Source organism: Micromonospora coriariae (genome assembly GCF_900091455.1).
Classification (GTDB): domain Bacteria; phylum Actinomycetota; class Actinomycetes; order Mycobacteriales; family Micromonosporaceae; genus Micromonospora; species Micromonospora coriariae.
On the sequence record NZ_LT607412.1, the window covers coordinates 6,640,915 to 6,662,848 of the forward strand.

Below are 21,934 nucleotides of genomic sequence, written 5' to 3' on the forward strand. Positions count from 1 at the left end.
TCCCCCTGGCGCAACGGCGAATCTTCGCCTAACACGACTGCCAGCGGCCGATTTTGCGGTGCAATGTTTCTTGCGCGGTGGAATTTCCCGATCGACGACAATGAAGTCGCGTGGTCGACAGACCACTCGTCGGATGATCGACACCGATTCGGGGGATTCGAATGTCAGGCATACCGCAATTTCGGCGACCTGGAGTGGATCTCACCCGGAAACGTACGCGTGCGCGGGTCAGCTCCCGTATGGATCGGGCGGGGCGGGCGTGACCTCGCCGTCGCCGTCGCGCGGCAACCGCGCCACCATCTCCCGGAACTCCCGGACGGTCACCGCCTCCCGCAGGGTCGCGAAGACCGCGCCCGTCCCGGTCCGGGCGGTGGCCGGGTCCACCCCGGCGCGCTGACCCACCCGGCGAAGGAACTCCGCCGGCCCGGCGTCCGGCGCCGGCGGGGGCGCGGCGGCGCCGCCGACGTCCAGGCCAACACCGGTGTCCAGCCCGACCCCGCCGCTGTCCGGGCCGGCGGTCGCGGCTGGCGGCGTCGGGTCGGTCAGGTAGCCGTCGAGGTCGTCCGGGAGGTGCCCGGCGAGGGGGTCGGGCGGGCCACCGCTCACCCGTTCGGCCATCGTCTGGAGCACGGCGCGGGCGACGGCGGCGGCCTGCTCGGCCGGCAGGCCGGACCGCCGGGACACCGCGTCGATGAAGTGTGGGAACTGCCCGCCGCCCGCGCTGTCGGTCACGCCCGGGCGCTTACCCCCGGCGGGTGCCGACAAACTGCGCGGTCAGCGCAGCAGGTCGGCCGCCAACAGATGATCGAAAATTATCTGGTCGACCGGGGAGGTGCGGTGCCGGTCGGCGTAGCCCAGCCAGGCCAGCTCGGCGATCTCGTTGGCCGGCCTGAGCTCGCCGTCGTGCTCGGCGCGGTAGCAGGTCATGCGGACCGTCGTGTCGGCGCCGTGACCGTGCGCCTGGGCGGTGAACGTGCCGACGTGTACGGCGCCGGCGACGTCCACCGCGACGCTCAACTCCTCGGCGACCTCCCGGCGCAGCGTGTCCAGGTCGCTCTCCCCCGGCTCACGCTTGCCGCCCGGCAGGTACCAGACATCCTTGCCTCGGGAGCGGGTGCTCAGCACCCGCCCGCCCTCGATGAGGATCCAGGCCACCTTGTCGATCTCGGGCACCGTGCTCCTTCGCGTCGTGGGACGGGGACACCGTACGCCGGCGCAGACGTCCTCAGCCCGGCGCGGTCCCGGCGTCCTCGGCCAGCAGGTCGAGCAGCAGCGCCGCCGTCCAACTGAACGCCGGCGAGCCCAGCCCGGCACCGGTGTCCGGATGGAAGTACTCGTGGCAGCCGGCGCCGGCGACCAGCCCGATCATGGACCGGCGCAGCCCGGCCGCCAGCTCCGGGTGCCCGTGCGTGAGCAGCCCGCGCCGCACCAGCCAGCCGACGTTCAGCCAGCTCGGCCCGCGCCAGTAGCGCAGCGGTTCGAAGTCCGGAGCGGTCCGGTCGTGGCTGGGCAGCGGCCGGTCCATCCGCCGGGCCACCCCGAAGCGCGCCGACCGGGCCTCCACGACCAGCGCCTCGGCCTGCCGGGTTGGCAGGTCGGGCAGGATCAGCGGCGCCAGGCCCAGCACGGTGCGCGCCGGGACCAGCCGGTCGGTGCGCAGGTCGCGGGGGGCGAACCTGCCAGTGGCGGGGTCGTACAGCCGGCGCACCAGGGCCTCGGTGATCCGGGCCGCACGGGCCCGGTGCGGCGCGGGGTCGGCGCCGACCAGCGCGGCGATCTCGGCCAGCGCGTGCTCGGCCGCACCGAACGCCGCGTTGAACAGCGGGCACTCCACCAGGAACGGGTGGCCGTCGGCCAGACCCCGGTCGGAGTAGCCACCGTCCCGGTAGGAGGCGACGATCGCCAGGTAGCGCGCGTAGTCCAGGTCCGTGGGGCGGTGCGCGGCGTCCGCGTGCGCCGTGTCGTGCCGGCGGTACGCGCGCATCACCGTCGCCTCGGCCGGCACCGCGGCCATCGGCTCGTCCCAGGCCGGACTGTTGTCCAGGCCGGACTCCCACGGGTGCACGATGCAGGCCAGCCCGTCGCCGGCCAGGTCCCGCCGCTCGGTGAGGTAGCGCTGCTGGGCCACCAACGCCGGATAGAGACGGCGCAGCGCGGCCAGGCCGGCCGGGTCGGGCGCCCGCCGGTACGCCAGCCACGCGGCGAGCGCGTGCACCGGCGGCTGGACCAGGCCGGAGGTGTCGACGGCCGGCGCCCCCGCGGCAGTCGCCGAGCGCCACAGCTCCGGCCCCGGAAAGTACGCGCCGACCCGTAGCGCCGGGTTGAACACGATGTGCGGCACCCTCCCGTCGGCCCACTGCGCCCGGAACAGGCTGGCCAGCTCCCGCCAGGCCCGCTCGGGACGGACCTGGGCCAGCCCGACCGCGATGAACGCGGAATCCCAGCTCCACTGGTGCGGGTAGAGCGTGCGCGAGGGCACCGTGTGGTCGTGCTCCCAGTTGGCGTCGAGGGTGGCGACCGCGAGTCGGCGCAGCCCGGCGAGGTCGGCCGACGCGCCGGTGCGGGCCGGGGCACCGGCGGTCATGCCGCGGCCCGCCGGGGCAGCGCGTGCCGCAGCACCGTGGCGGCCTGCTGGAGGGCGCGGACCGGATCGCCGCGCAGCCGGCACTCCAGCGCCAGCCAGCCCCGGTAGTCCAGCTCCAGCAGCGTCCGCACCAGCGCCGGCCAGTTGAGGTGCCCGGCACCGGGTTGGTACCGGTTGGAGTCGCTGACCTGCACGTGCCCGAGATACGGCGCGGCGGCGCGCAGGGCCCGGTGCACATCGTCCTCCTCGATGTTCATGTGGAAGGTGTCCGCGACCACCCGCAGCGAGGGCAACCCGACCGCCGCGCAGAGCGCGACCGCCTCGTCGAGCCGGTTGACCATGTGGTCCTCGTACCGGTTGAGGGGTTCCAGGAAGAGGGTGACCCCCTCGGCCCGGGCGTGCTCGCCCAGCTCGCCGAGGGCTTCCAGGAGCACCTGCCGGTCGCCGGTCGGCGGGCGCGGCGGTTCGAACGGTGGCAGCCGCCGGGAGAACATCCCCCACGATGCCGGCGTCATCGCCCCGACGCCGCCCAGCTCGGCGATCACCGAGAGCTGGGAGCGCAGGTTGCGGACCGCGTCGGCGGACCGGGCCGGGTCGAAGTCGCCGATGAAGTGGTCCATCTCGACGCAGACGGTGGGCATCACCACCCCGGCGGCGCGGGCCCGGCGCAACTCGGGCAGCCGGCGGGCGAACGCGAGGTCGCCGCGCCCGCGCAGCTCGATGCCCTGGTAACCGAGGGCGGCGGCGAGGGCGTACTTCTGGATCAGGTCGGTGCCCGGCAGGAGCTGTTCCTGGCAGGCCAGCGCGATGGTGGTCATCAGAACCTCAACACCACTTGAAGGACGTCACCGGCGCCGCGGTCGAGCAGCGCGAGGGCGTCGGCGACGGCGCTGGCGTCGACGATGTGGCTGACCAGCGGCAACGGGTCGACGCTGTGCTCAGCCACCAACTCCATGAAGGTCTGCGTCACCCGGTCACCGGTCCACCGGCCGGCCATGCTCGGCGCGGGGGTGGGGCCGGAGACCTGGGCGGCCACCAACTGGATGCGGTTGTGGTGGAACTCCTCGCCGAGGCCGAGCCCGTCGGCCTGGCCCTGGTAGAAGCCGGCGGCCACGACCCGACCGGCATGGGTGGTGGAGCGGATCGCCTCGTGCAGCGCGGGGTACGCCCCGGACAGCTCGAGGCAGACGTCCGCGCCCCGGCCGCCGGTGGCCTGCCGCAGCACGGCGGCGGCGGACTCGGCAGCGGCGTCCACCGTCGACCGCGCGCCGTAGCGGGCGGCGTGCTCCAGCCGGCCGGGCATCCGGTCGACCGCCACCACCCGGGCGCCGGAGAGCACCGCGAGCCGGGTGGCGAGCAGCCCGATGACGCCCTGCCCGAAGACACCGACCCAGTCGCCGAGGTGCAGGTCCCCGGCGAGCACTGCGGTCAGCGCGATGGCGCCCGGCCGGGCGAAGACCGCGGCGAGCGGGTCCAGGCCGGCGGGCAACGGGCGGACCGCCCCGGCGGCGAGCACGGCCTCGGCGCGGTGCCCCCAGATGCCCCAGACCATCTGCCCGGGGAGCCGGTCGGTGACGTCCGGGGCCACCTCGACGACCTCGCCGACCTCCTCGTAGCCGAAGCCGATCAGCGGGTACGGCACCGGGGTCTGCCGGGGCACGAACATCCGCGCGGCGTCGTCCCAGTCCTTGCTGAGTCGTGGATTACTGCCCCGGTAGAGGGTGAGCTCGGTGCCGGCCGAGATGCCGGAGTAGCAGGTACGCACCCGGACCTGGCCGGGGCCGAGCGGATCCGGTGGGCAGGGCTCGAGGCTGATCCGTCGAGGCCCCGCGAGAGAGACAACCCAGTTGACCATGAGTCACATCCCGGTAGCACTGGGCTCCAGGATAGGCAAAAAATCGTTATATGTCTTGTTATTGATCAATCGAAGGCGTTGAATCCTTCATGTACCCTTCGAGAGGAGTGCCACCGATGTCAACACCTCCGAGGCGGATACTCGCCACCACCCTGATCATGGCACTTACCGCGTCCACCTTGCTGGCCTGCGGCGACGACGAACCGGACAGCGACAGCAAAAAGATCACCGTGTGGAGCCTGGAGGACGTGGCCGATCGGGTCACCGCCACCAAGGCGATCATCGCCGACTTCACCGCGAAGACCGGGATCCAGGTTGAACTGGTCACCGTCAACGAGGACCAGTTCCCCTCCCTGATCGCCGCCAACGCGGCCGCCGGCGACCTCCCCGACGTGGTCGGCTCCGTCTCCCTGGCCGGCATCCGCACGCTCGCCGGCAACGAACTGCTGCACGCCTCGGCTAACACCGAGATCGTCGACGCGCTCGGCAAGCAGACCTTCTCCCCCCGCGCACTGGAGCTCACCTCCGACGACGGCAGGCAACTCTCCGTGCCCAGCGACGGCTGGGGCCAGCTGCTCGTCTACCGCAAGGACCTCTTCGACGCCGCCGGCCTGCCCGCCCCCGACACGTACGAGCGGATCACCGCCGCCGCGGCGAGGCTCAACACCGGCGGCGTCGCCGGGATCACCGCGGCGACCGCCCCCAGCGACGTGTTCACCCAGCAGACCTTCGAGCACCTGGCGCTGGCCAACGGCTGCCAGCTCACCGACGACAGCGGCAAGGTCACCCTGGACTCGCCGCAGTGCGTCGAAGCGTTCCGCTTCTACGGCGACCTGATCCGGACCAGCTCGATAAAGGGCGCACAGGACGTCGACACCACCCGGGCCACCTACTTCGCCGGGAAGGCGGCCATGGTCGTCTGGTCGCCGTTCATCCTCGACGAGCTGGCCGGGCTGCGCAACGACGCCAAACCGACCTGCCCGCAGTGCCAGGCCGACCCGACGTTCCTGGCGAAGAACAGCGGATTCGTCACCGCCATCAAGGGCCCGAACGGCACCGAACCGGCCCAGTACGGCGAGATCAGCTCGTGGGCGGTGCTCGACGGCGCCGCGACCGACTCGGCGAAGTCCTTCGTGGAGTACATGCTCGGCGACGGCTACCCGCGCTGGTTCGGCATGTCGCCCGAGGGCCGCTTCCCCGTGCGCAAGGGCACCCCGGCCGAGCCCGAGGCGTACCTGACCCGGTGGAACACCAGCCAGGCCGGCGTGGACGCGAAGAAGCCCCTCGCGGACGTGTACGGCGACGAGGTGCTGGCCACGCTGCGCCGCAGCCCGGACACCTTCCAACGCTGGGGGCTCAGCCAGGGGCAGGGCAAGCTGGTCGGCGCCATGCTCGGCGAACTGCCGGTGCCCAAGGCGTTGAACGACGTCATCTCCGGCAAGTCCGACGCGGCGGCCGCCGCCGCGCGAGCCACGAAGGACGTCGACGCCATCAAGGCAGGCGTCAATTGACCACCACCGCACCCGGCCCCGGTCGCTCCCCCACCCGTGAGCGACCGCGGCCGGCCCGCCGCCGACCGCTGACCCTGCGTCGTCGAGAGTCCCGCGCCGGGCTCGCGCTGGTCGCCCCGACCCTGCTCGTCACCATCACAGTCATCGGCATCCCGATCGTCTGGACCGTGGTGCTCGCCTTCCAGCGGGTCCGGCTCGCCACGCTGCGCAAGACCGGGCTGTTCGGCGAGTTCACAATGGACAACGTCGACCGGGTGCTGCACACCCCCGGCTTCGCCAGCACCCTGTGGACGACCCTGGTCTACAGCCTCGGCGGCACCGTCGGGTCGATCCTGCTGGGCCTGGTCGCCGCCCTGGTGGTCCGTCGGCCGTTCCGCGGTCGCACAGTGGTCCGGGCGTCCATGCTGCTGCCGTACGTGGCGCCGGTGGTCGCGGTGACCTTCGTCTGGCAGGTGATGCTCGACCCGCAGCTCGGCATCGTCAACGACTGGGGCCGGCGGCTGCTCGGCTGGGACGCCCCGGTGCCGTTCCTGTCCCAGGAGTCGACCGCGCTGGCCACGGTGATCGTGTTCGAGGCGTGGCGGTACTTCCCGTTCGCGTTCCTGTTCCTGCTGGCCCGGCTCCAGGCGGTGCCCGGCGAGCTGGAGGAGGCCGCCCGGGTCGACGGCGCCACCCCCACCCAGCGGTTCCGGCACATCCTGCTGCCGCAACTGCTGCCGGTGATCGCCCTGCTGGGCGTGCTGCGCTTCATCATGACGTTCAACAAGTTCGACGACGTCTACCTGCTGACCGGCGGCGCGGCCGGCACCGAGGTGGTCAGCGTACGGGTGTACGAGTTCCTCACCGCGCGAACCGACATCGGCGCCGCCGCCGCGCAGGCGGTCGTACTGGCCGTGGTGCTGATCGTGTTCGTGCTGATCTACCTGCGCTTCTTCGGACGGAGGGTCGGCTGATGGACCGGGACCTCGTCGAGACGGTCAGCCTGCGCTGGCTGCGCCGCCTGGTGATCGCCGCGTTCCTGGTGATCACCGTCTTTCCCTTCTACTACATGCTGATGCTGTCGGTACGCCCCATCGAGCGGCTGCTGCTCGACCCCGGCTCACTGGTGGTCGGCTTCGGTGAGCTGACCGTCGCCACGTACGCCGAGGTGCTCAAGGCCACCGACGACGGCGGTCAGGGATTCCTCACCTTCATCCGCAACAGTGGCCTGGTCGCCGTCGCGGCGACGCTGCTCACGCTGCTGGTGGCGATCCCCGGGGCGTACGCCGTGGCCCGGCTGCGGTTCTTCGGCCGGCGGCAGGTCGACTTCTTGTTCCTGGCGGTCTACCTGTTCCCGTCGATCGTCATCGCGATCCCGCTGTTCGTGGTCTTCACCCGGGCCGGGCTGCGCGGCTCACTGTTCGGCCTCGTGCTCGTCTACATCTCGCAGACGCTGCCGGTCTCGGTCTACATGCTCAAGAACTACTTCGAGACCATCCCGGTCAGTCTCGAGGAGTCCGCCGCGATCGACGGCGCCGGTCGGCTCGGAATCATCCGCCGGGTCAGCCTGCCCCTGGCCATGCCGTCGATCATGGCGGTCGCGCTCTACGACTTCATGATCGCCTGGAACGAGTTCCTCTTCGCGCTGCTGTTCCTGGTCGACAAGCCCGACCGGTGGACGGTGTCGCTCGGCCTGTCCCTACTCGCCGACGGGGTCGAGGTGCCCAAGACGGTGCTGATGGCCGGGTCGGTCGTCCTCACCCTGCCCATCGTGATCCTCTTCTTCTCCAGCGAGCGCCTACTCACCGAGGGCCTGACCACCGGCGCCGAAAAGGGCTAACCCCGCCTTCCCCGCCCCGTCCCCGTCCCCCCACCCCGCCCCCCGCCCCGGCCCCGCGTCGATCTAGGGCAAATCAGCGCTAGTTGATCTCCACGGACGACGATATGCCCTAGATCGGCGCGACGAGGGCCGGCGCGCGGGGGCGGCGGGCGCGGGGGCGGCGGGCGCGGGGCGGCAGGGCGGGGGCTGGGTTGGGCGTCGCGGCGCTGCCGGCCCCGGTTACGGTGGCGACATGGCCAAGCCGACCCGTTGGACGACCGACACCGGACCCGAGCACTCGCAGTGGTACATCGACCGGTTCCGGAAGCTCGCGGCCGAGGGAGCGGACCTGGCCGGCGAGGCCCGGCTGGTGGACGCCCTGGTTACGCCGGGCTCCCGGATCCTCGACGCCGGCAGCGGCACCGGCCGGGTGGGCGCCGCGCTGGCTCAGCGGGGGCACACCGTGGTGGGGGTGGACGCCGACCCCGCGCTGGTGGCCGCCGCCGGCGCCGACTACCCGGGCCCGCGCTGGCTGGTCGCCGACCTGGCCGAGCTGGACCTGCCGGCGCTCGGTGAGGCCGAGCCGTTCGACGCCGCGGTGCTGGCGGGCAACGTGCTCGCCTTCGTCGCCGCCGGCACCGAGCCGGAGGTGCTGCGCCGGCTCGCCGGGCACCTGCGTCCGGACGGCGTGCTGGCGGTCGGCTTCGGCACCGACCGTGGTTACCCGCTGACCGCGTTCGACGCCGATTCGGTCGCGGCCGGGCTGCGCCTGGAGCACCGCTTCGCCACCTGGGATCTGCGCCCGTGGCGCGACGACGCGTCCTTCGCGGTCACCATCCTGCGCCGTCCGGCCGCCTGACCGGCACCAGCCGGGCCACCGGTCAGGCGGGGGCGGCGACCGCCTTCGCGGCGGCCGGGTCGAGGGTCGCGCCGGCCGGCACCAGACTGACCAGGCCCGCCGGCAGCCGCAGCGGGCGCACGTCGCGGTAGCCGAGCATCGCGAGCACGTCCCGGTCGGCCAGCACGTACCGCCGGCCCAGGTCGGTGACCACGGAGACCGCGCCGCCGGACGCGCCGGGCGCCGCGGCGGCCTCGACGACCGCGCCGCGGCCCGGCTCCACCACCACGTGGTCGGCCAGCACGGCACCGCCGGTCGGCGCGGTCCGCGGCACGGCGGCCAGGTCCGGCAGCGGTACGCCCCACCGCACCTCCCCGGCACCCCCGTCGTCTCCGACCCGGGTGCAGAGCGCCCCGTCGTCGCCGGCCGCGAGCCGGGGCGGGGCCGGCGGCGGAGCGGTCGGACCGTTCGGGGCCAGGTCGGGCACCGTGGGCAGCGCGGCGAACCGACCCAACGTCATCGGCTCCGGCTCGCCCTGCCCGGTGCGGGCCAGCAGCAGCCCGGCCTGCAACTCGGTGATCCCGGCCAGCCCGGCGTCGAGTGCCACCGCGTACTGCCGGCCGCCGCCGGAGTTGCGCACCAGGTACACCTGGCCGATCGTGGCGCCCGGCACCCCGGAGGCGCGTCCGCCCAGATCGGGCAGGGCGAGTGGGGCCAGGTCGGCGCCGGCGGGCAGCGAGTTGAGCAGGGCGGGAGCCACCGGGACCGCCCGGGCCCGGGTGGTTGCCAGCGCCGCCAGCACCCGGCTGGGGTCGCGGATCAGGTAGCGCCGCTGGTGCCAGACCAGGTGCAGCCCGCCGTCCGGGTGGCGCAGCAGCAGCGCGTCCTCGCCGAGTGTCCGGCCACCGCCGGGCTGGGTGCCGATCAGCAGCGCGGAGCGGGGTGCCTCACCGGCCGCGCCGGCCGGGATCGTGGAGCAGACCGTCCACGCCGCCGCGGACAACCGACCCGGGGCGGGCAGTGAATCGGGCGCGTCGGCGATGCCCAGCGGCAGCCCGCGCGGCACGCCGTCGATGGACCGCCGGGAGACCAGCACGGTCTTGGACCGGTCGGCGCCGACGATCAGCAGCGCCGACGCGTAGTTGAGCACCGGGTGCAGCTTCTGCTCCCGGTAGACGAAGCGGGCGCCGGACTCCTTCTCGACGATCACCGCGCCCGGGTCGCGCCAGCCGCTGCCGCCACCGGCGAACAGGCCGTAGAGCGCCGAGCCGCCCAGCCCGATCGCCGCGACCAGGACGCTGGCCAGCGCGGCGCCGGCCAGCCGTCGGAACGGCGACTGGGCCGGATCGGTCTCGCGCATCACCAGGGCGGCGACCGCCCGCTGGACGCTGAACTGGTAGGAGTGCAGCTGGTCCTGCCGCGACGGCATGAGATCCCTTCCGGCTGTATCGGCCGGCACAGGATATGCGCTGCGTCGATGTCTCGTGGACCCTGCGTGGCGGGCGCCGGTCGGGCCGGTACCATCCGGGGACGAATCCGGCGGCGAGAGGGCACCCGTGGGCACGCGTTTCGAGGAGCTGGCCTGGCGGGAAACCCCGATCGGCGCGATCAGCCTGCGCCGGCGCCGCGACCCGGCACTCCAGGTCGAGGTGTACGAGGTCAAGCTCGACGACGAGTACCTGATGTCCAGCCTCTTCCCGGTCGCGGAGATCGAGCTGGCCCGGCTGGGCCTGGCCGAGTTGGCCGGTGACACGCTCGACGTGGTGGTCGGCGGCCTCGGGCTGGGTTACACCGCCCGCGCCGCGCTGGACGACCCGCGGGTGCGGTCGCTGCTGGTGGTGGAGGCGATCGAGGACGTGATCGACTGGCACCGGCGCGGTCTGCTGCCGTTCGCGGCGGGGCTCGCGGAGGACCCGCGGACCCGGTTCGTCCAGGCCGACTTCTTCGCGGCCGTGGCCGGCGACACCGGGTTCGACGCGGAGGCGCCGGGGCGACGGTTCGATGCCGTACTGCTCGACGTCGACCATTCTCCGCGCAACGTCCTGCACCCGAGCCACGCCGCTTTCTACGCACCGGCCGGGCTGCGGCGCCTGGCCGCCCAGCTACGCCCGGAGGGCGTCTTCGCGCTCTGGTCGGACGACCCGCCGGACGCCGAGTTCACGACGGCGCTCACCGAGGTGTTCGCGACCGCGCGGGCGCACGTCGTGCCGTTCGCCAACCCGCTGACCGGCGGCCAGTCCGCCAACACCGTCTACGTCGCCCGCACGGCGCTCTGAGCGGCCGCGACGCTCGGGCATGATCTCGGCCGGACCGGGAAGGTGGCCGGGAGGTCGCCGCCGTGGGCGCGACCGGTTACCGGAGGTGGACATGCGCGCACTGCTCTGGGTTGTCGGCGTGGTCGCCGGCGTGCTGATCCTGCTCGGGCTGATCCTCGAGGCGGTCCGCTGGCTGATCATCATCGGGTTGATCGCGCTGGTGATCGTGATCATCCTGGGTGTGGTCAAGGGACGGCAGGCGATGCAGCACCAGACCAGGCGACGGTGAGGGCCCGCGTGGTCAGAACCAGTCCTTGCGCATGTCCAGCGTGGTCCGGTCCCGGCTGTCCAGCAGGTCGAACTGCGGCCCGGTGCGGGGCAGCTCGACAGTGAAGAAGTAGCGCGCGGCCTGGCGCTTGCCGGCGTGGAACGCGTCGCCGGCCCCCTCCGGCGGCAGGGCCAGCACCTGTTCCAGCCACATCCACGCGACCACGACGTGCCCGACCGCCTCCAGGTAGACGCTGGCGTTGGCCAGCGCGAGCACCGGGTCACCGTCGGCCCAGAGTCGGCGGGTGACCGCGACGACCCGGTCCACCGCGCCGCCCAGCCGGTCGGCCAGCTCGGCGGCCTCGCCTCCGGCCTTCCCGGCCCGGGCGACGGTCTCGCGGATCGTCGAGGTCAGCAGGGTCAGACCGGCGCCGTTGTGCATAGTCATCTTGCGCCCCAGCAGGTCCAGCGCCTGGATGCCGTGGGTGCCCTCGTGGATCGGGTTGAGCCGGTTGTCCCGGTAGTGCTGCTCCACGTCGTGGTCGCGGGTGTAGCCGGCGCCGCCCAGCACCTGGATCGCCAGGTCGTTCGCGGTCAGGCACCACTGTGACGGCCAGCTCTTGGTGATCGGGGTGAGGACGTCCAACAGCAGGTGCGCCCGCTTGCGGTCAGCCTCGTCCGGGGCGGTCTTCTCCTCGTCGAGCAGCCGCGCGCAGTAGAGCACCAGGGCCAGCGCCCCCTCCACGTAGCTCTTCTGGGCCAGCAGCATCCGTCGTACGTCGGGGTGGTCGATGATCGGCACCTGCGGCGTGCCCGGGTCCTTGGCGCCGACCGGCCGGCCCTGCGGCCGTTCGCGGGCGTACGCCAGGCTCTTGAGGTAGCCGGTGTAGCCGAGCGCGGTGGCGCTGGCGCCCACCCCGATCCGGGCCTCGTTCATCATGTGGAACATCTGGGCCAGCCCCTGGTGCGGCGGCCCGACCAGGTGACCGACCGCGCCGGAACGGCCACCTGGTTCGTGCGCGCCGTCGCCGAAGCTGAGCAGTGTGTTGGTGGTGCCCCGGTAGCCCATCTTGTGGTTCAGCCCGACCAGCACCACGTCGTTGCGGTCGCCGAGCGAGCCGTCCGGCCCGACGAGCACCTTGGGCACGATGAACAGCGAGATGCCCTTGACCCCGGGCGGGCCGTCGGGGATCCGTGCCAGCACCAGGTGGACGATGTTCTCGGCCAGCTCGTGATCACCGCCGGAGATCCACATCTTGGTGCCGAAGAGCCGGTACGTGCCGTCCGGCTGCGGTTCGGCGCGGGTGGTGATGTCGGCCAGCGAGCTGCCGGCGTGCGGCTCGGACAGGCACATGGTGCCGAAGAACCGTCCCTGGAGCATGGGTCGTACGTAGGTGTCGACCTGCTCCGCGCTGCCGTGCGTCAACAGGAGGTTGGCGTTGCCCAGGGTGAGGAACGGGTAGGCCGAGGTGGCGACGTTGGCGGCCTGGAACCAGGCGAAGCAGGCCGCCGCGACGGCGTGCGGCAGTTGCAGGCCGCCGACGGAGGCGTCCAGCCCGGCGCTGAGCAGGCCGGTCTCGGCGAAGCTGTCCAGCGCCGCGCGGACCTGCGGGATCAGCCGTACCCGCTGCCCGTCGAATGTCGGTTCGGCGAGGTCGGCGGCCCGGTTGTGCGGTGCGAACTGCTCGGTCGCCACCCGCTCGGCGAGGTCCAGGGCGTCGTCGAAGGTCTCCCGCGAGTGCTCGGCGTAGCGGGGGCGCTCGACCAGCTCGGACACCCGCAGCCAGTCGTGCAGCAGGAAGTCGAGGTCGCGGCGGGAGAGCAGGGTGGACGGCACGGCACTCCTCATCGGGCGCGGCGGTGACTCGGCGCGGGGCGCCAGCCCGGCGACGCCCCGGCCCATCCTGACGGATAGGCCGGGCGCGCACCACCGCCGGCGGCGTCAACGGCGCCCGGCCAGCTCCTGGATCCGGTCCTTGTCGCTGAGCACGACGGTGCCCGGGTCCGCGTCCGGCAGCTCGGCCGGCGAGGTCGAGCAGCCTTGCCCAGCTGACGCGGCTGTCGCCGGCGTGCACGGCGATTCGCCTCGGGGCGCCGCCGGCCGGCGGTGAGCAGGCGGGTGACCAGCAGGGTGCGGGTCACCGCGCCGCCACGACGGGGTTCCCCGCGCCCGGCGGGGGCAACTCGCGGTCGAGTGCCCGAAGTACGTGCAGGCACATGTCCCCCGGGCTCGCACGCCGAAACCACCCGGATCACCCGTGCCGCAGGGGATGGCAGATCGTGGGAACACCGAGGTCCGCCGCCCCGACCGGCCGTGCCGGGCGAATCGTCGTACCGTCCGGTTAGGGTCGCGGACCGTGACCGAACCCGGAGACGTCCCACCCGAGGTCCTCGACCGGCTGCGGCCGATCTGCCTCGGGCTGCCGGAGACGTACGAGGAGCCGGCGTGGGTGGGCACCCGCTGGCGGATCCGTAAGCGGACCTTCGCCCACGTGCTCACCGTCGATTCCGACCACCAGGCCGCCCGTGCTCGGGCCACGGACGTCGACCACCCGACCTGCCTGCTGATCTTCCGCGCACCGCCCGACGAGATCGCCGGGCTGGTGGCCAGCGGGCATCCCTTCTACAAGCCGGAGTGGGGCCCGACCGTGCTGGGCATGGTCGTGGACGACGACACCGACTGGGACGAGGTCGCCGAGCTGCTGACCGAGAGCTACTGCCTGCTCGCCCCGAAGCGACTCGTCGCCCTGGTGGACCGACCGGCCGCGCCGTCCGGCTGAGCCTCCCGCCGGGTGGCCCGATCGGCGGTGCGGCCGGCGGTCGGCGGCTACCCACGGGCCGGCGGTCTCGGGCGGCGCGGCGCGTGGATCCGTCGATATCCTGCCTCGCATGCATCGAAGCCGCGTCTACGCCCTGCTGATCGACGCCCCCGAGCCGGAAGTCGACCGGGCAGCGGCGTTCTGGTCGGCGGCACTGGGTGTCAGCGCCCGGCCCGTTCCCGCCGAGCCGCATTTCACTGATCTGCACGAGGCGGTGCCCGGGCTGGTCACCGCGGTCCAGGCAGTCGATGACGCGCCCCGCTTCCACCTCGACATCGAGAGCGACGATGTGGCGGCCGAGACAGCGCGCCTGGTCGCCCTCGGTGCCACCGAGGTGTCGCGATGGCTGGAGTGTCGGACCCTGCGCGCGCCCGGCGGGCATCTGGTCTGCGTCGTGCCGGTGGCGAGCCCGCCGGAGGTCTTCACCGCCCAGGCCCGGACCTGGCCGTGACACGCGCCCGCTCCGGCCGGGTTCGGCGACGGTGTCGGAGGGCCCCGCTAGGGTGCGGTCCATGGCGGAATTCGTACTGGTGGCGGGGGCGTGGCTCGGGTCGTGGGCGTGGGACGAGGTGCTGCCGCCGCTGCGCGCGGCCGGTCACGGCATCCACCCGCTGACCCTCTCCGGCCTCGCCGAGAAGCAGGGTGTGCCGGCCGGGCAGCAGACCCACGTGCAGGACATCGTCGGTGAGATCGAGCGGCGAGACCTGCGCGACGTGGTGCTGGTCGGGCACAGTTACTCGGGCATCCCGGTGGGTCAGGCCGCCGGGCGGATCGGCGACCGGCTGGCCAGGGTGGTCTTCCTCGACTCGGAGGTGCCGGTCGACGGCGGGTCGTTCGCGTCCGGCTGGTGGCAGGGCCCGGCGGCGCTGGAGTCGTTGCTCGCCGACAACGACGGCTACTGGCCACCGCTGAGCGGGGACGATCTCGACGGCCAGGGGCTCACCGACGAGCAGGTCGCACGGCTGACCAAGGGGTTCACCCCGCACCCGGGCGCCACGCTGACCGAGCCGGCCGTGCTGACCCGCCCGCTCGGCGAGTTGCCGACCACGTACGTCAAGTGCCTGCTCGACGGGCCTGAGCCCAACGACACAGTGGCCGGGCTGCTGACCAGCGAGCACTGGCGACTGGTCACTATGGACACCGGCCACTGGCCGATGATCTCCCAGCCCGCCGAGCTGGCCCAGGTGCTGCTGGCCGCGGCGGGCTGATCTGCCCCGGGCCGCCCAGGCGGTGGTGGCTCTCCACGTCGGCGCTCCCGGGCGGCGGTGCGGCGCCCGCCGCACCGCCGATCGTCTGCCGGGGCGGTCAGGTCGCCGTGTCGTCGAGGCTGGCGATGCGGGGCACCGGCGACGCGACCAACCACAGCACGGCGAGCGCGCCGCCCAGGCCCGCGACGATGAGCGTCGGCCGCAGGCCGATGGTCGTGCCCAGTGCGCCGCCGACCAGCGCGCCGAGCGGCCGGATCCCGTAGTTGACAGCGCCGTACGCGCCGGCCCGCCGGCCCCGCGCGTCGTCGGGCGTGACCGCGGTGATGAGGGCGTTCAGGTTGACGTCCATGAGCATCACCCCGACGCTGGAGACCAGCTCGATGGCCGCCAGCATGGCCACCTTCGCCCAGGTCGGTCCGCTCAGCAGCGCGGTCAGCGCCAGCGGCGCGGGAAAGAGCACCGCGCCGATCATCGCGGTACGGCCCAACCCGATGGCGCGCGAGACCCGGGGCGCCAGCGCCGCGCCCGCGAGCCCACCGATCGCGCCGGCGCCGAACGCGACGCCGATGGCGCCGGCGGACAGATCGAGCTCGCGGCTCGCGTACAGCACCAGTAACGCGGTGGCGATGAAGGTGAAGAAGTTGACGGTGCTGGTGCAGCCGAGCGCGGCGCGCAGCACCGGGTGGCGTAGCACCAGCACGAGACCTTCACGGACGAGGCCGAGGGTGGAGGACCGCCGTGGCGGCGGGGGCGCCTCGGTCACCGGAATGCGGCTGATCAGCAGCGCGGACCCGAGGAACGACACCGCGTCGACGATGACGGCGACCGGCGCGCTCAGCGCCTGGACAAGTCCCCCGCCGACGGCCGGGCCGGCCATGAAGGACACGGCGCGGCTCATGCTCAGTTTGCTTGTCGCGTCGACGTAGGCCGACGGCGGCACCAGGGCGACGAAGAACGTCTGGCGGGCCATGGCGAACAGCACCGCCCCGGCGCCGGTCAGCAGCGCCACCAGATAGAGCTGGGTGAGGGTGACCGCGTCGAAGAGGTAGGCCACCGGCAGGCTGAGCAGCACCGCCGCGCGGACCAGGTCGGCGATGATCAGGAGCCGGCGCTTGCGGGTGCGCTGGTCGACCCACGCGCCGACGAACAGGCCCAGCAGGTTGGGCAGCCAGATCAACGCGGTGAGGACACTGACCTGCGCGGGCGTCGCGGCGAGCAGGGAGACGGCGATCAGCGGCAGTGCCAGCTCGCTGATCCGGTCGCCGAACTGGGAGACCGTCTCGCCGATCCAGAAGGTGCGGAACCGCCGGTCCCGGTGCAGGGCCGGCGCTGGCGCGATGTCGACGGTGGTCACGACGTGGCCGGGTCGTCGCCGGGCTCGGGCAGCAGGTAACGCAGCATCCGGACGAGGTGCGCGCCGGCCGGTGGCGTCTGCTCGTCCTTGCGTCGCACGTACGGGGCGAGCAGTTGCTCGATCGCGTCCTCCAGCTCCCGCAGCTCGTCGGCGGTGGCCACGAACCGGGTGTCGGCCACCCCGGCCAGCCCGCGCCACTCGGCGTCCAACCGGGGTTCGTCGTGCAGCAGCCACTGCTGCGGTGCGTCGGCGGTACGGGCGAACATCTCGCCGCGCAGTTGACGGGCGGCCGCCTGACCCTCCGCGTCGTCGGGCAGCGTGAAGCGGAAGCCGCGGGCGGCCGCCTGCCACCAGCGTTCCCGCTTGCTGGTGGCGCCGTCCCAGTCGGTGACCAGGCCGAACGTCGCGAGATGCCGCAGGTGCCAGCTGACCACCGAGGGTGTGGCGCCCACGTGCGGCGAGAGCCCGGTGGCGGTGGCGGGGCCGTGCCGCTGGAGGCGGTCGAGGATGGCCAGCCGGACCGGGTGGGCCAGCGCCCGTAGCGCCTGCGGCTCGGTGATCTCAAAGTCCCCGTAGGGGTTCGTGAGAGACATGTTTCGAAAGTAGTCTCTCAGGTTCCTCCGGGCAACCCCGTCCCCACCGGATCGCCGCGGTCAGCTCACCCCGAGCCGGGCCAGGGGCTCGACCAACTCGCGCTCCTCGTAGCTGAGATGGGACAGCAGGGCGTCGGTGAGCAGGTCCACCGCGGCGCGCAGCTCGGCCAACCCGTCAGGCGCCCCGACGTACGCGACCAGGGCCCGGTCGACGCCCTCCAGGACGTCGTGGATGACGTGGTGTTCCTGCTCCAGCCGGTCGATGACCGGGCGGAGCCGGGGGTCCGCCTGCCGCAGCCGCGGAAAGAGCGCCTGGTCCTCGATGGTGTGGTGGGTGGTGACGATCCGGCAGTAGGACTCGCAGTAGGCGCCGAGCGTCCACCTGTTCTGCCGCATGGTCATCGTGTTGATCTGCGACCGGGCCGCGCCAGCGTCGATCTCACCGGCCGCGACCTGCTCGATCAGGTCGTGGATCTGCGCCAGCTCGCCGCGCAGGCCGTCGTGCACCTGCACCAGGTGCTGGCCGGTGGCCTGCTCGTGTGCGGTGTAGGTGCGGGTCGGGTCGGGCGCCGGCCCGCTCGGCCGGGCCGACTCGTCCCAGACCCGCTGGTCGCTGAGCCGCCGGCCGTCGTCTGGGGTCGGCACCACGGCGAACGCGCCGCCGGTCACGCGCGGCCGCGCCGGGGGCTCGACGACGGCCGCCGGCTCGGTGACCGGAGTACGCGTCGGCGCGGTGCCCCGGTCGCGCTCGGCGGCGACCAGCTCGCGGACGGCGGGCGCCACCTCACCGGCGAACCGGCGCAGGTCGTCGGGGTCGTCGCTGCCGAGGATGAAGGCGCTGATGCCGTCGCCCAGCGCGAGATCGGCCAGTTCCCGCACCCACTGCTCGGCGGGGCCGTGCAGCGGGCCGTGCCCGGCGGACGCGAACTGGCCGGAGATGTTGAGCAGACGGCGGACGTCCCCGGGCGAGCGGCCGGCCTGCCGCGCGGCGACGTCGATGATCTCGTTGCCCTTGGCCAGGTCACCGGGCTGGAGGTAGCCCAGCGAGGGCAGCCATCCGTCGGCCCGACGGCCGGTGAGCTGGAGCATGCGCGGCTTGTACGCGCCCAGCCAGATCGGCACCGCGTGGGCGGGGGCCGGGCCCCGCTTGGCGCCGACGACCCGGTGGAACTCGCCGTCGACCCGCACTCCTCCCCGCGCGTCGGCGTCCCAGAGCTGGCGGATGACGTCGATGGCCTCCTCGAGGGCCCGCACTCCCTGTCCCGGGGTCAGCCGTCGGCCGCCCATCGCCTCGATGGCCTCCCAGAACGCCCCCGCGCCGAGCCCGAGCTCGACCCGACCGCCACTGAGCAGGTCCAGGCTGGCGACGCTGCGGGCGAGCACGGCCGGCGGGCGTAGCGGCAGGTTGGTGACGTTCGCCGACAGGTGCACCCGGCTGGTCCGCGCGGCGACGTAGCTCAGCAGCGTCCAGGTGTCGAGGAACCTCGGCTGGTACGGGTGGTCCTGGAAGGTGACCAGGTCCAGCCCTACCTGCTCGGCCAGGACGGCGAGGCCGACGGTGTGGTCCGGATCATCGCTGGCCGGAGTGGTGAACGATCCGAAGACCAGGTCGTGGCCGTAGTCGCCCATCTGCGGAGCCTCCCGTGTCGTGCGACGCCTCGGTACGACGCGTCATGACCTCAACCTTATGTCATACAGAACATCTGCTGCCAACAAGGTCTGCGACGCTGCGCTACTGTCGACGCATGACGGGTGCCACTGACACGCGGGACCGGCCCGATCCGCTCGACGAGGACCTGGGCTGGATGCTCGGGATCGTCTTCCGTGGCTACGTCCGGGCGGCCGAGCACGCGCTCACCGACTTCCCCGGCGGGCCGCGCGGCTACCAGGTGCTCACCGCCGCGATCAACGGACCGGCCCGGAACCAGGGTGCGATCGCCGAGGAGCTCGGCATCGACCGCACCGTGCTCACCTACCTGATCGACGACCTGGAACGCCCCGGGTTCGTGGCCCGCCGGGCGGACCCGGCCGACCGGCGCAGCCGGCTGGTGGACGTCACCGACACCGGCCGCGCGGCGTGGGAGCAGCGGCGGCGGGCGCTGCGGCAGGTCGAGTCGCACCTGCTGGGGGCGCTCGCGCCGGCCGAGTCCGCGACGCTGCGGGCCCTGCTCCAGCGGGTCGCCTGCTCGGCCCAGGCGGTCGACCCGCTGCGCGACCTCTGCGAGGTGGTCGCGCAGGTGCGGTCTGACCCGGCCAGCCCTGGCCCGAACCGGTCGGGGGCAGCGCCGGAGCCGGGCCGGCGGGCGCCCGCCACCCGAGCCCGTCGCCGCGGCACCGCCTGAATTCCGGGCGAGTCGCCCGCTAGGAGCCTGGGTCAGTAAACGTGTTGACGATGGGCGGCGGGTACCGGGCATGATCGCTGCCGTGTCTTCCAAGATTTCTTTCGGTGAGAAGCCCACGCTCACCGGTGACCTCGTGGTTCTGCGTCCGGTCTGCGTGGCCGACGCGTCGGCGTTGGCTGCGGCGGCGCTCGATCCGGACGTGGATCGGCTGACCGGCACCCACAGCAGGTTCAGTCTTGAGGCGTTGGAACGCTGGTATTCCTCCCGGGCCGAACACGACGACCGGTTGGATCTGGCGATCGTCGAACGAGCCACCGGCGAAACCGTCGGTGAGGTGGTCTTGACAGAGCTTGACGTCCACAACAGTTCCTGCTCGTTTCGGATTGCCCTGTTCGGGCGCCGGTTCTTCGGCCGAGGGTTGGGCACCGAGGCGAGCAGGATGATCTTGGGTCACGCCTTCGAAACCGTCGGTGTGCACCGGATCGAGTTGGAGGTCTACGCGTTCAATCCGCGGGCCCGGCGCGTCTACGAGAAGATTGGCTTCGTCCACGAGGGAACCAAACGGGATGCGCTGTGCTGGGACGGGGAGTGGATCGATGCGCACACCATGGCCCTGCTGGGCGATGAGTGGGTCACGCATCGGGGCCACGTTCGCCCCGCGCAGTGATTTTCAGGCGGGCGAAGTGAGCTGTGTCCGTCGATGAGCCTGGCCTGTTCGATCCGGTTGCGGTAGTACCTCGGGCGCAGAGCCCGTCCTCGCCGGTGGACAAGCGGTTCCGGGCGTTCGACCCGCACCAGGTGCTGCTGCCGCCGCCGTCGCTGGACGACTGGCTGCCCGAGGGGCATCTGGCCCGGTTCGTCGCTGAGCTGGTCGATGACGTGCGGCGCGGGTCCGCCAGCACCGCCCGACCGTCGTGCGTCGAGCCGTACCGGCGGACCCTCGATCCGCTGTCGCGCTGGTCAGCGCACGTGCACGAACACCGGGTTCGAGTAGAACCACAGGTCGTCCCACGGGCTCTCCAGCCCGTCGGCGAGCGGCTCGGCCTCGTCGGTGCTGGTGCCCCGGACCCGCGCGTAGGTGTCGGCCTCGACGTCGCGCAGGGTGTGCCGGATGACGTAATCCGCACCCTGCCGGCGCCAGTCACGGGGGCCGAAACGGGCCACCACCTTGGTGGTGGGGTTGGTGTCGGCGTCGAGGTTCGCGCTCGGACCGGTGATCTGGCCGACGATCAGGTCGACCCGACGGACCTCGGGCCGGTCACCGTTGGCGTTCTCGCCGTTCAGAGGACGGAACTTGATCTCGATCTCGACGTCGGTGCGGTTGCGACGGCTCACCGTGATCGTCTCGCCCACCTCGGCGGTCTTGCCCTGGGACTTGGCGGTGACGTCGAGGCTGCGGATCAGATCGCCGGTGGTGACCCAGATCCGGCCGTTGCGCAGGCCGTCCATGATGTCGCCGTAGTCCTGGCGGGCGTGCACGTAGGTCTTGCTGTACTCGCCCGGCCAGAAGTCCGAGCCACCGCGAGTCCAGTGCACGTGCGAGTCCGAGGTCGCGGTGATCCACCAGCGCCGACCCTCGCCGAGCAGCGAGTCCCACAGCCCGCCGACCCGCGCGGTCATCTGGTCGAAGCCGCCGTAGGTGGGGTGGTTGCCGTACCCGCCCCGCGCGCCACCGTTGAGCGGACCCGCCTGGTGTCCGGGCGCGCCCTCGAAGCCGATGTAGATGTCCGGTGCGGCGTTGTTGCCGTTGCGGAACTCGCGCGGGGTGTCCTGGCCGTAGACGCCGAGCCCCGGCGCCGAGCGGGACGCGTGGTGGGCGATCACCAGCGGCTTGTGCGGCATGCCCCGGGCGACCTTGAGGAACTCCACCATCTTGGCCTCGGTGTCCCGGCCCGGGTCGGTGGGGAACGCGTCGTACTTGGCGAAGCGGCTCTCCAGCTCGAACAGCTGCTTCGCCTCGTCGTCGTGGCGCGGGATCATCAGCGTGTGGTGATCCAGCGAGGGCGCGTCGAACTCCATGCCCCAGAACTGGAGCACCTCGGGGACCAGCTTGCGCGAGCGCAGCAGGTCGGGGTACGCCTGCTCGATGTTCACCTTCGAGTGGGTCGGTCCACCGTGGTCGGTGCACATCGCCCAGGTCAGGCCGAAGTTCTTGGCCATTATGGCGTTGGTGACGATCGGGTAGACCGCGTCCGCGCCCTTGTGGAAGACCACCGGCGACTTCGTGGTGTCGAATTCGCCGCTGTACTCCGAGTGGACGTGGTGGTCACCGGCGCGCCACGCCCGGGTCTTCGAGTCACCCCGGTCGTTCCTGTCGTCGCCGGGCCGGCGCTCCTCGTCGGCCCAGGCCGCGCCGCCGCCCACCAGCGGGCTGGCCGCGGCCAGTGTCGCGCCGACGCCCGCGTACTTGACCAGCTTGCGCCGCGTCAGCTGCGCGCGCTCGACCTCTTCGGGTTGCTTGTCCCTCACGTGCGAGCCTCTCCTCGATCAAGCGAATGCTCTTTCGATGA

22 protein-coding genes are annotated in these 21,934 nt (G+C 72.6%); 11 read left to right on the plus strand and 11 right to left on the minus strand.

Annotated features, from left to right (window positions below; translation table 11 throughout):
• Window positions 1–228: 228 nt before the first annotated feature.
• From GA0070607_RS30940 to GA0070607_RS30960, 5 genes are read right to left on the minus strand one after another with little or no spacing between them, the layout of a single operon-like run.
• Window positions 229–732 carry a DUF2267 domain-containing protein gene (locus GA0070607_RS30940; RefSeq protein ID WP_089021359.1) on the minus strand — a complete coding sequence of 168 codons (504 nt, stop codon included), beginning with the start codon at window positions 730–732 and terminating at the stop codon, window positions 229–231.
• Window positions 733–774: 42 nt separating this feature from the next.
• Window positions 775–1,173 (minus strand): NUDIX hydrolase, encoded by a 399-nt coding sequence (locus GA0070607_RS30945; protein ID WP_089021360.1) that lies wholly within the window; start codon window positions 1,171–1,173, stop codon window positions 775–777.
• Between the two features lie 52 nt (window positions 1,174–1,225).
• A complete protein-coding gene (locus GA0070607_RS30950; RefSeq protein ID WP_089021361.1) occupies window positions 1,226–2,584 on the minus strand; it encodes an MGH1-like glycoside hydrolase domain-containing protein in 1,359 nt (452 codons plus the stop codon).
• Window positions 2,581–3,402 (minus strand): sugar phosphate isomerase/epimerase family protein, encoded by an 822-nt coding sequence (locus tag GA0070607_RS30955; RefSeq protein ID WP_089021362.1) that lies wholly within the window; start codon window positions 3,400–3,402, stop codon window positions 2,581–2,583. Before GA0070607_RS30955 ends, GA0070607_RS30950 begins: the two co-directional genes overlap by 4 nt.
• Entirely contained in the window at window positions 3,402–4,439 is a 1,038-nt protein-coding gene (locus tag GA0070607_RS30960) for a zinc-dependent alcohol dehydrogenase (RefSeq protein WP_089021363.1), read from the minus strand. Before GA0070607_RS30960 ends, GA0070607_RS30955 begins: the two co-directional genes overlap by 1 nt.
• A 116-nt stretch (window positions 4,440–4,555) precedes the next feature.
• Between GA0070607_RS30960 and GA0070607_RS30965 the strand changes: the two genes are divergently transcribed.
• The 4 genes from GA0070607_RS30965 (at window position 4,556) to GA0070607_RS30980 (ending at window position 8,607) form a co-directional block, all read left to right on the plus strand.
• Entirely contained in the window at window positions 4,556–5,950 is a 1,395-nt protein-coding gene (locus GA0070607_RS30965; RefSeq protein WP_089021364.1) for an ABC transporter substrate-binding protein, read from the plus strand.
• Window positions 5,947–6,903, plus strand: coding sequence for a carbohydrate ABC transporter permease (locus tag GA0070607_RS30970; RefSeq protein ID WP_089021365.1), 957 nt, complete (start codon window positions 5,947–5,949; stop codon window positions 6,901–6,903). The genes GA0070607_RS30965 and GA0070607_RS30970 overlap by 4 nt, the downstream gene beginning before the upstream one ends.
• On the plus strand, window positions 6,903–7,769 hold the full coding sequence (locus tag GA0070607_RS30975) for a carbohydrate ABC transporter permease (RefSeq protein WP_089021366.1): 867 nt from the start codon (window positions 6,903–6,905) through the stop codon (window positions 7,767–7,769). Before GA0070607_RS30970 ends, GA0070607_RS30975 begins: the two co-directional genes overlap by 1 nt.
• Window positions 7,770–8,001: 232 nt before the next feature.
• Window positions 8,002–8,607 carry a class I SAM-dependent methyltransferase gene (locus tag GA0070607_RS30980; RefSeq protein ID WP_089021367.1) on the plus strand — a complete coding sequence of 202 codons (606 nt, stop codon included), beginning with the start codon at window positions 8,002–8,004 and terminating at the stop codon, window positions 8,605–8,607.
• A 22-nt stretch (window positions 8,608–8,629) separates the two neighbouring features.
• Here GA0070607_RS30980 and eccB read toward each other — a convergent pair whose 3' ends face one another.
• Window positions 8,630–10,015, minus strand: coding sequence for a type VII secretion protein EccB (gene eccB, locus GA0070607_RS30985; RefSeq protein ID WP_089021368.1), 1,386 nt, complete (start codon window positions 10,013–10,015; stop codon window positions 8,630–8,632).
• Between the two features lie 127 nt (window positions 10,016–10,142).
• On the opposite strand from eccB, the gene GA0070607_RS30990 reads away from it, so the two are divergent.
• A complete protein-coding gene (locus GA0070607_RS30990) occupies window positions 10,143–10,862 on the plus strand; it encodes a polyamine aminopropyltransferase (protein WP_089021369.1) in 720 nt (239 codons plus the stop codon).
• A 91-nt stretch (window positions 10,863–10,953) separates the two neighbouring features.
• Window positions 10,954–11,130: a hypothetical protein gene (locus GA0070607_RS32890; RefSeq protein ID WP_167627024.1), complete on the plus strand. Its 177-nt coding sequence runs from the start codon at window positions 10,954–10,956 to the stop codon at window positions 11,128–11,130.
• Window positions 11,131–11,142: 12 nt separating this feature from the next.
• On the opposite strand, the gene GA0070607_RS30995 is transcribed toward GA0070607_RS32890, so the two are convergent.
• Window positions 11,143–12,945, minus strand: coding sequence for an acyl-CoA dehydrogenase (locus GA0070607_RS30995; protein WP_231930583.1), 1,803 nt, complete (start codon window positions 12,943–12,945; stop codon window positions 11,143–11,145).
• A 520-nt stretch (window positions 12,946–13,465) separates the two neighbouring features.
• Here GA0070607_RS30995 and GA0070607_RS31000 point away from each other — a divergent pair.
• From GA0070607_RS31000 to GA0070607_RS31010, 3 genes are all read left to right on the plus strand, one after another.
• On the plus strand, window positions 13,466–13,888 hold the full coding sequence (locus GA0070607_RS31000; RefSeq protein WP_089021370.1) for an MmcQ/YjbR family DNA-binding protein: 423 nt from the start codon (window positions 13,466–13,468) through the stop codon (window positions 13,886–13,888).
• A gap of 109 nt (window positions 13,889–13,997) precedes the next feature.
• On the plus strand, window positions 13,998–14,378 hold the full coding sequence (locus GA0070607_RS31005) for a VOC family protein (protein WP_089021371.1): 381 nt from the start codon (window positions 13,998–14,000) through the stop codon (window positions 14,376–14,378).
• A gap of 61 nt (window positions 14,379–14,439) precedes the next feature.
• Window positions 14,440–15,135, plus strand: coding sequence for an alpha/beta fold hydrolase (locus GA0070607_RS31010; protein WP_089021372.1), 696 nt, complete (start codon window positions 14,440–14,442; stop codon window positions 15,133–15,135).
• A gap of 97 nt (window positions 15,136–15,232) precedes the next feature.
• Here the strand turns inward: GA0070607_RS31010 and GA0070607_RS31015 are convergent, their stop codons facing one another.
• Genes GA0070607_RS31015 through GA0070607_RS31025 form a run of 3 tightly spaced genes read right to left on the minus strand, consistent with a single transcriptional unit; the run spans window position 15,233 to window position 18,711 of the window.
• Window positions 15,233–16,489, minus strand: a complete 1,257-nt coding sequence (locus tag GA0070607_RS31015) for an MFS transporter (protein WP_089021373.1) — start codon at window positions 16,487–16,489, stop codon at window positions 15,233–15,235.
• Complete coding sequence (locus tag GA0070607_RS31020; RefSeq protein WP_089021374.1) at window positions 16,486–17,082, minus strand: ArsR/SmtB family transcription factor; 597 nt, start codon at window positions 17,080–17,082, stop codon at window positions 16,486–16,488. Before GA0070607_RS31020 ends, GA0070607_RS31015 begins: the two co-directional genes overlap by 4 nt.
• Window positions 17,083–17,142: 60 nt before the next feature.
• The gene (locus tag GA0070607_RS31025) at window positions 17,143–18,711 is read right to left on the minus strand and encodes an LLM class flavin-dependent oxidoreductase (protein WP_089021375.1); all 1,569 of its coding nucleotides are present in this window, start codon (window positions 18,709–18,711) and stop codon (window positions 17,143–17,145) included.
• A 116-nt stretch (window positions 18,712–18,827) separates the two neighbouring features.
• Here GA0070607_RS31025 and GA0070607_RS31030 point away from each other — a divergent pair, with 116 nt between their 5' ends.
• The gene (locus tag GA0070607_RS31030) at window positions 18,828–19,424 is read left to right on the plus strand and encodes a MarR family winged helix-turn-helix transcriptional regulator (protein ID WP_089021376.1); all 597 of its coding nucleotides are present in this window, start codon (window positions 18,828–18,830) and stop codon (window positions 19,422–19,424) included.
• Between the two features lie 70 nt (window positions 19,425–19,494).
• Window positions 19,495–20,091: a GNAT family N-acetyltransferase gene (locus GA0070607_RS31035; RefSeq protein WP_089021377.1), complete on the plus strand. Its 597-nt coding sequence runs from the start codon at window positions 19,495–19,497 to the stop codon at window positions 20,089–20,091.
• Window positions 20,092–20,384: 293 nt separating this feature from the next.
• On the opposite strand, the gene GA0070607_RS31040 is transcribed toward GA0070607_RS31035, so the two are convergent.
• On the minus strand, window positions 20,385–21,893 hold the full coding sequence (locus GA0070607_RS31040) for a CehA/McbA family metallohydrolase domain-containing protein (RefSeq protein ID WP_089021378.1): 1,509 nt from the start codon (window positions 21,891–21,893) through the stop codon (window positions 20,385–20,387).
• Window positions 21,894–21,934 lie beyond the last annotated feature (41 nt).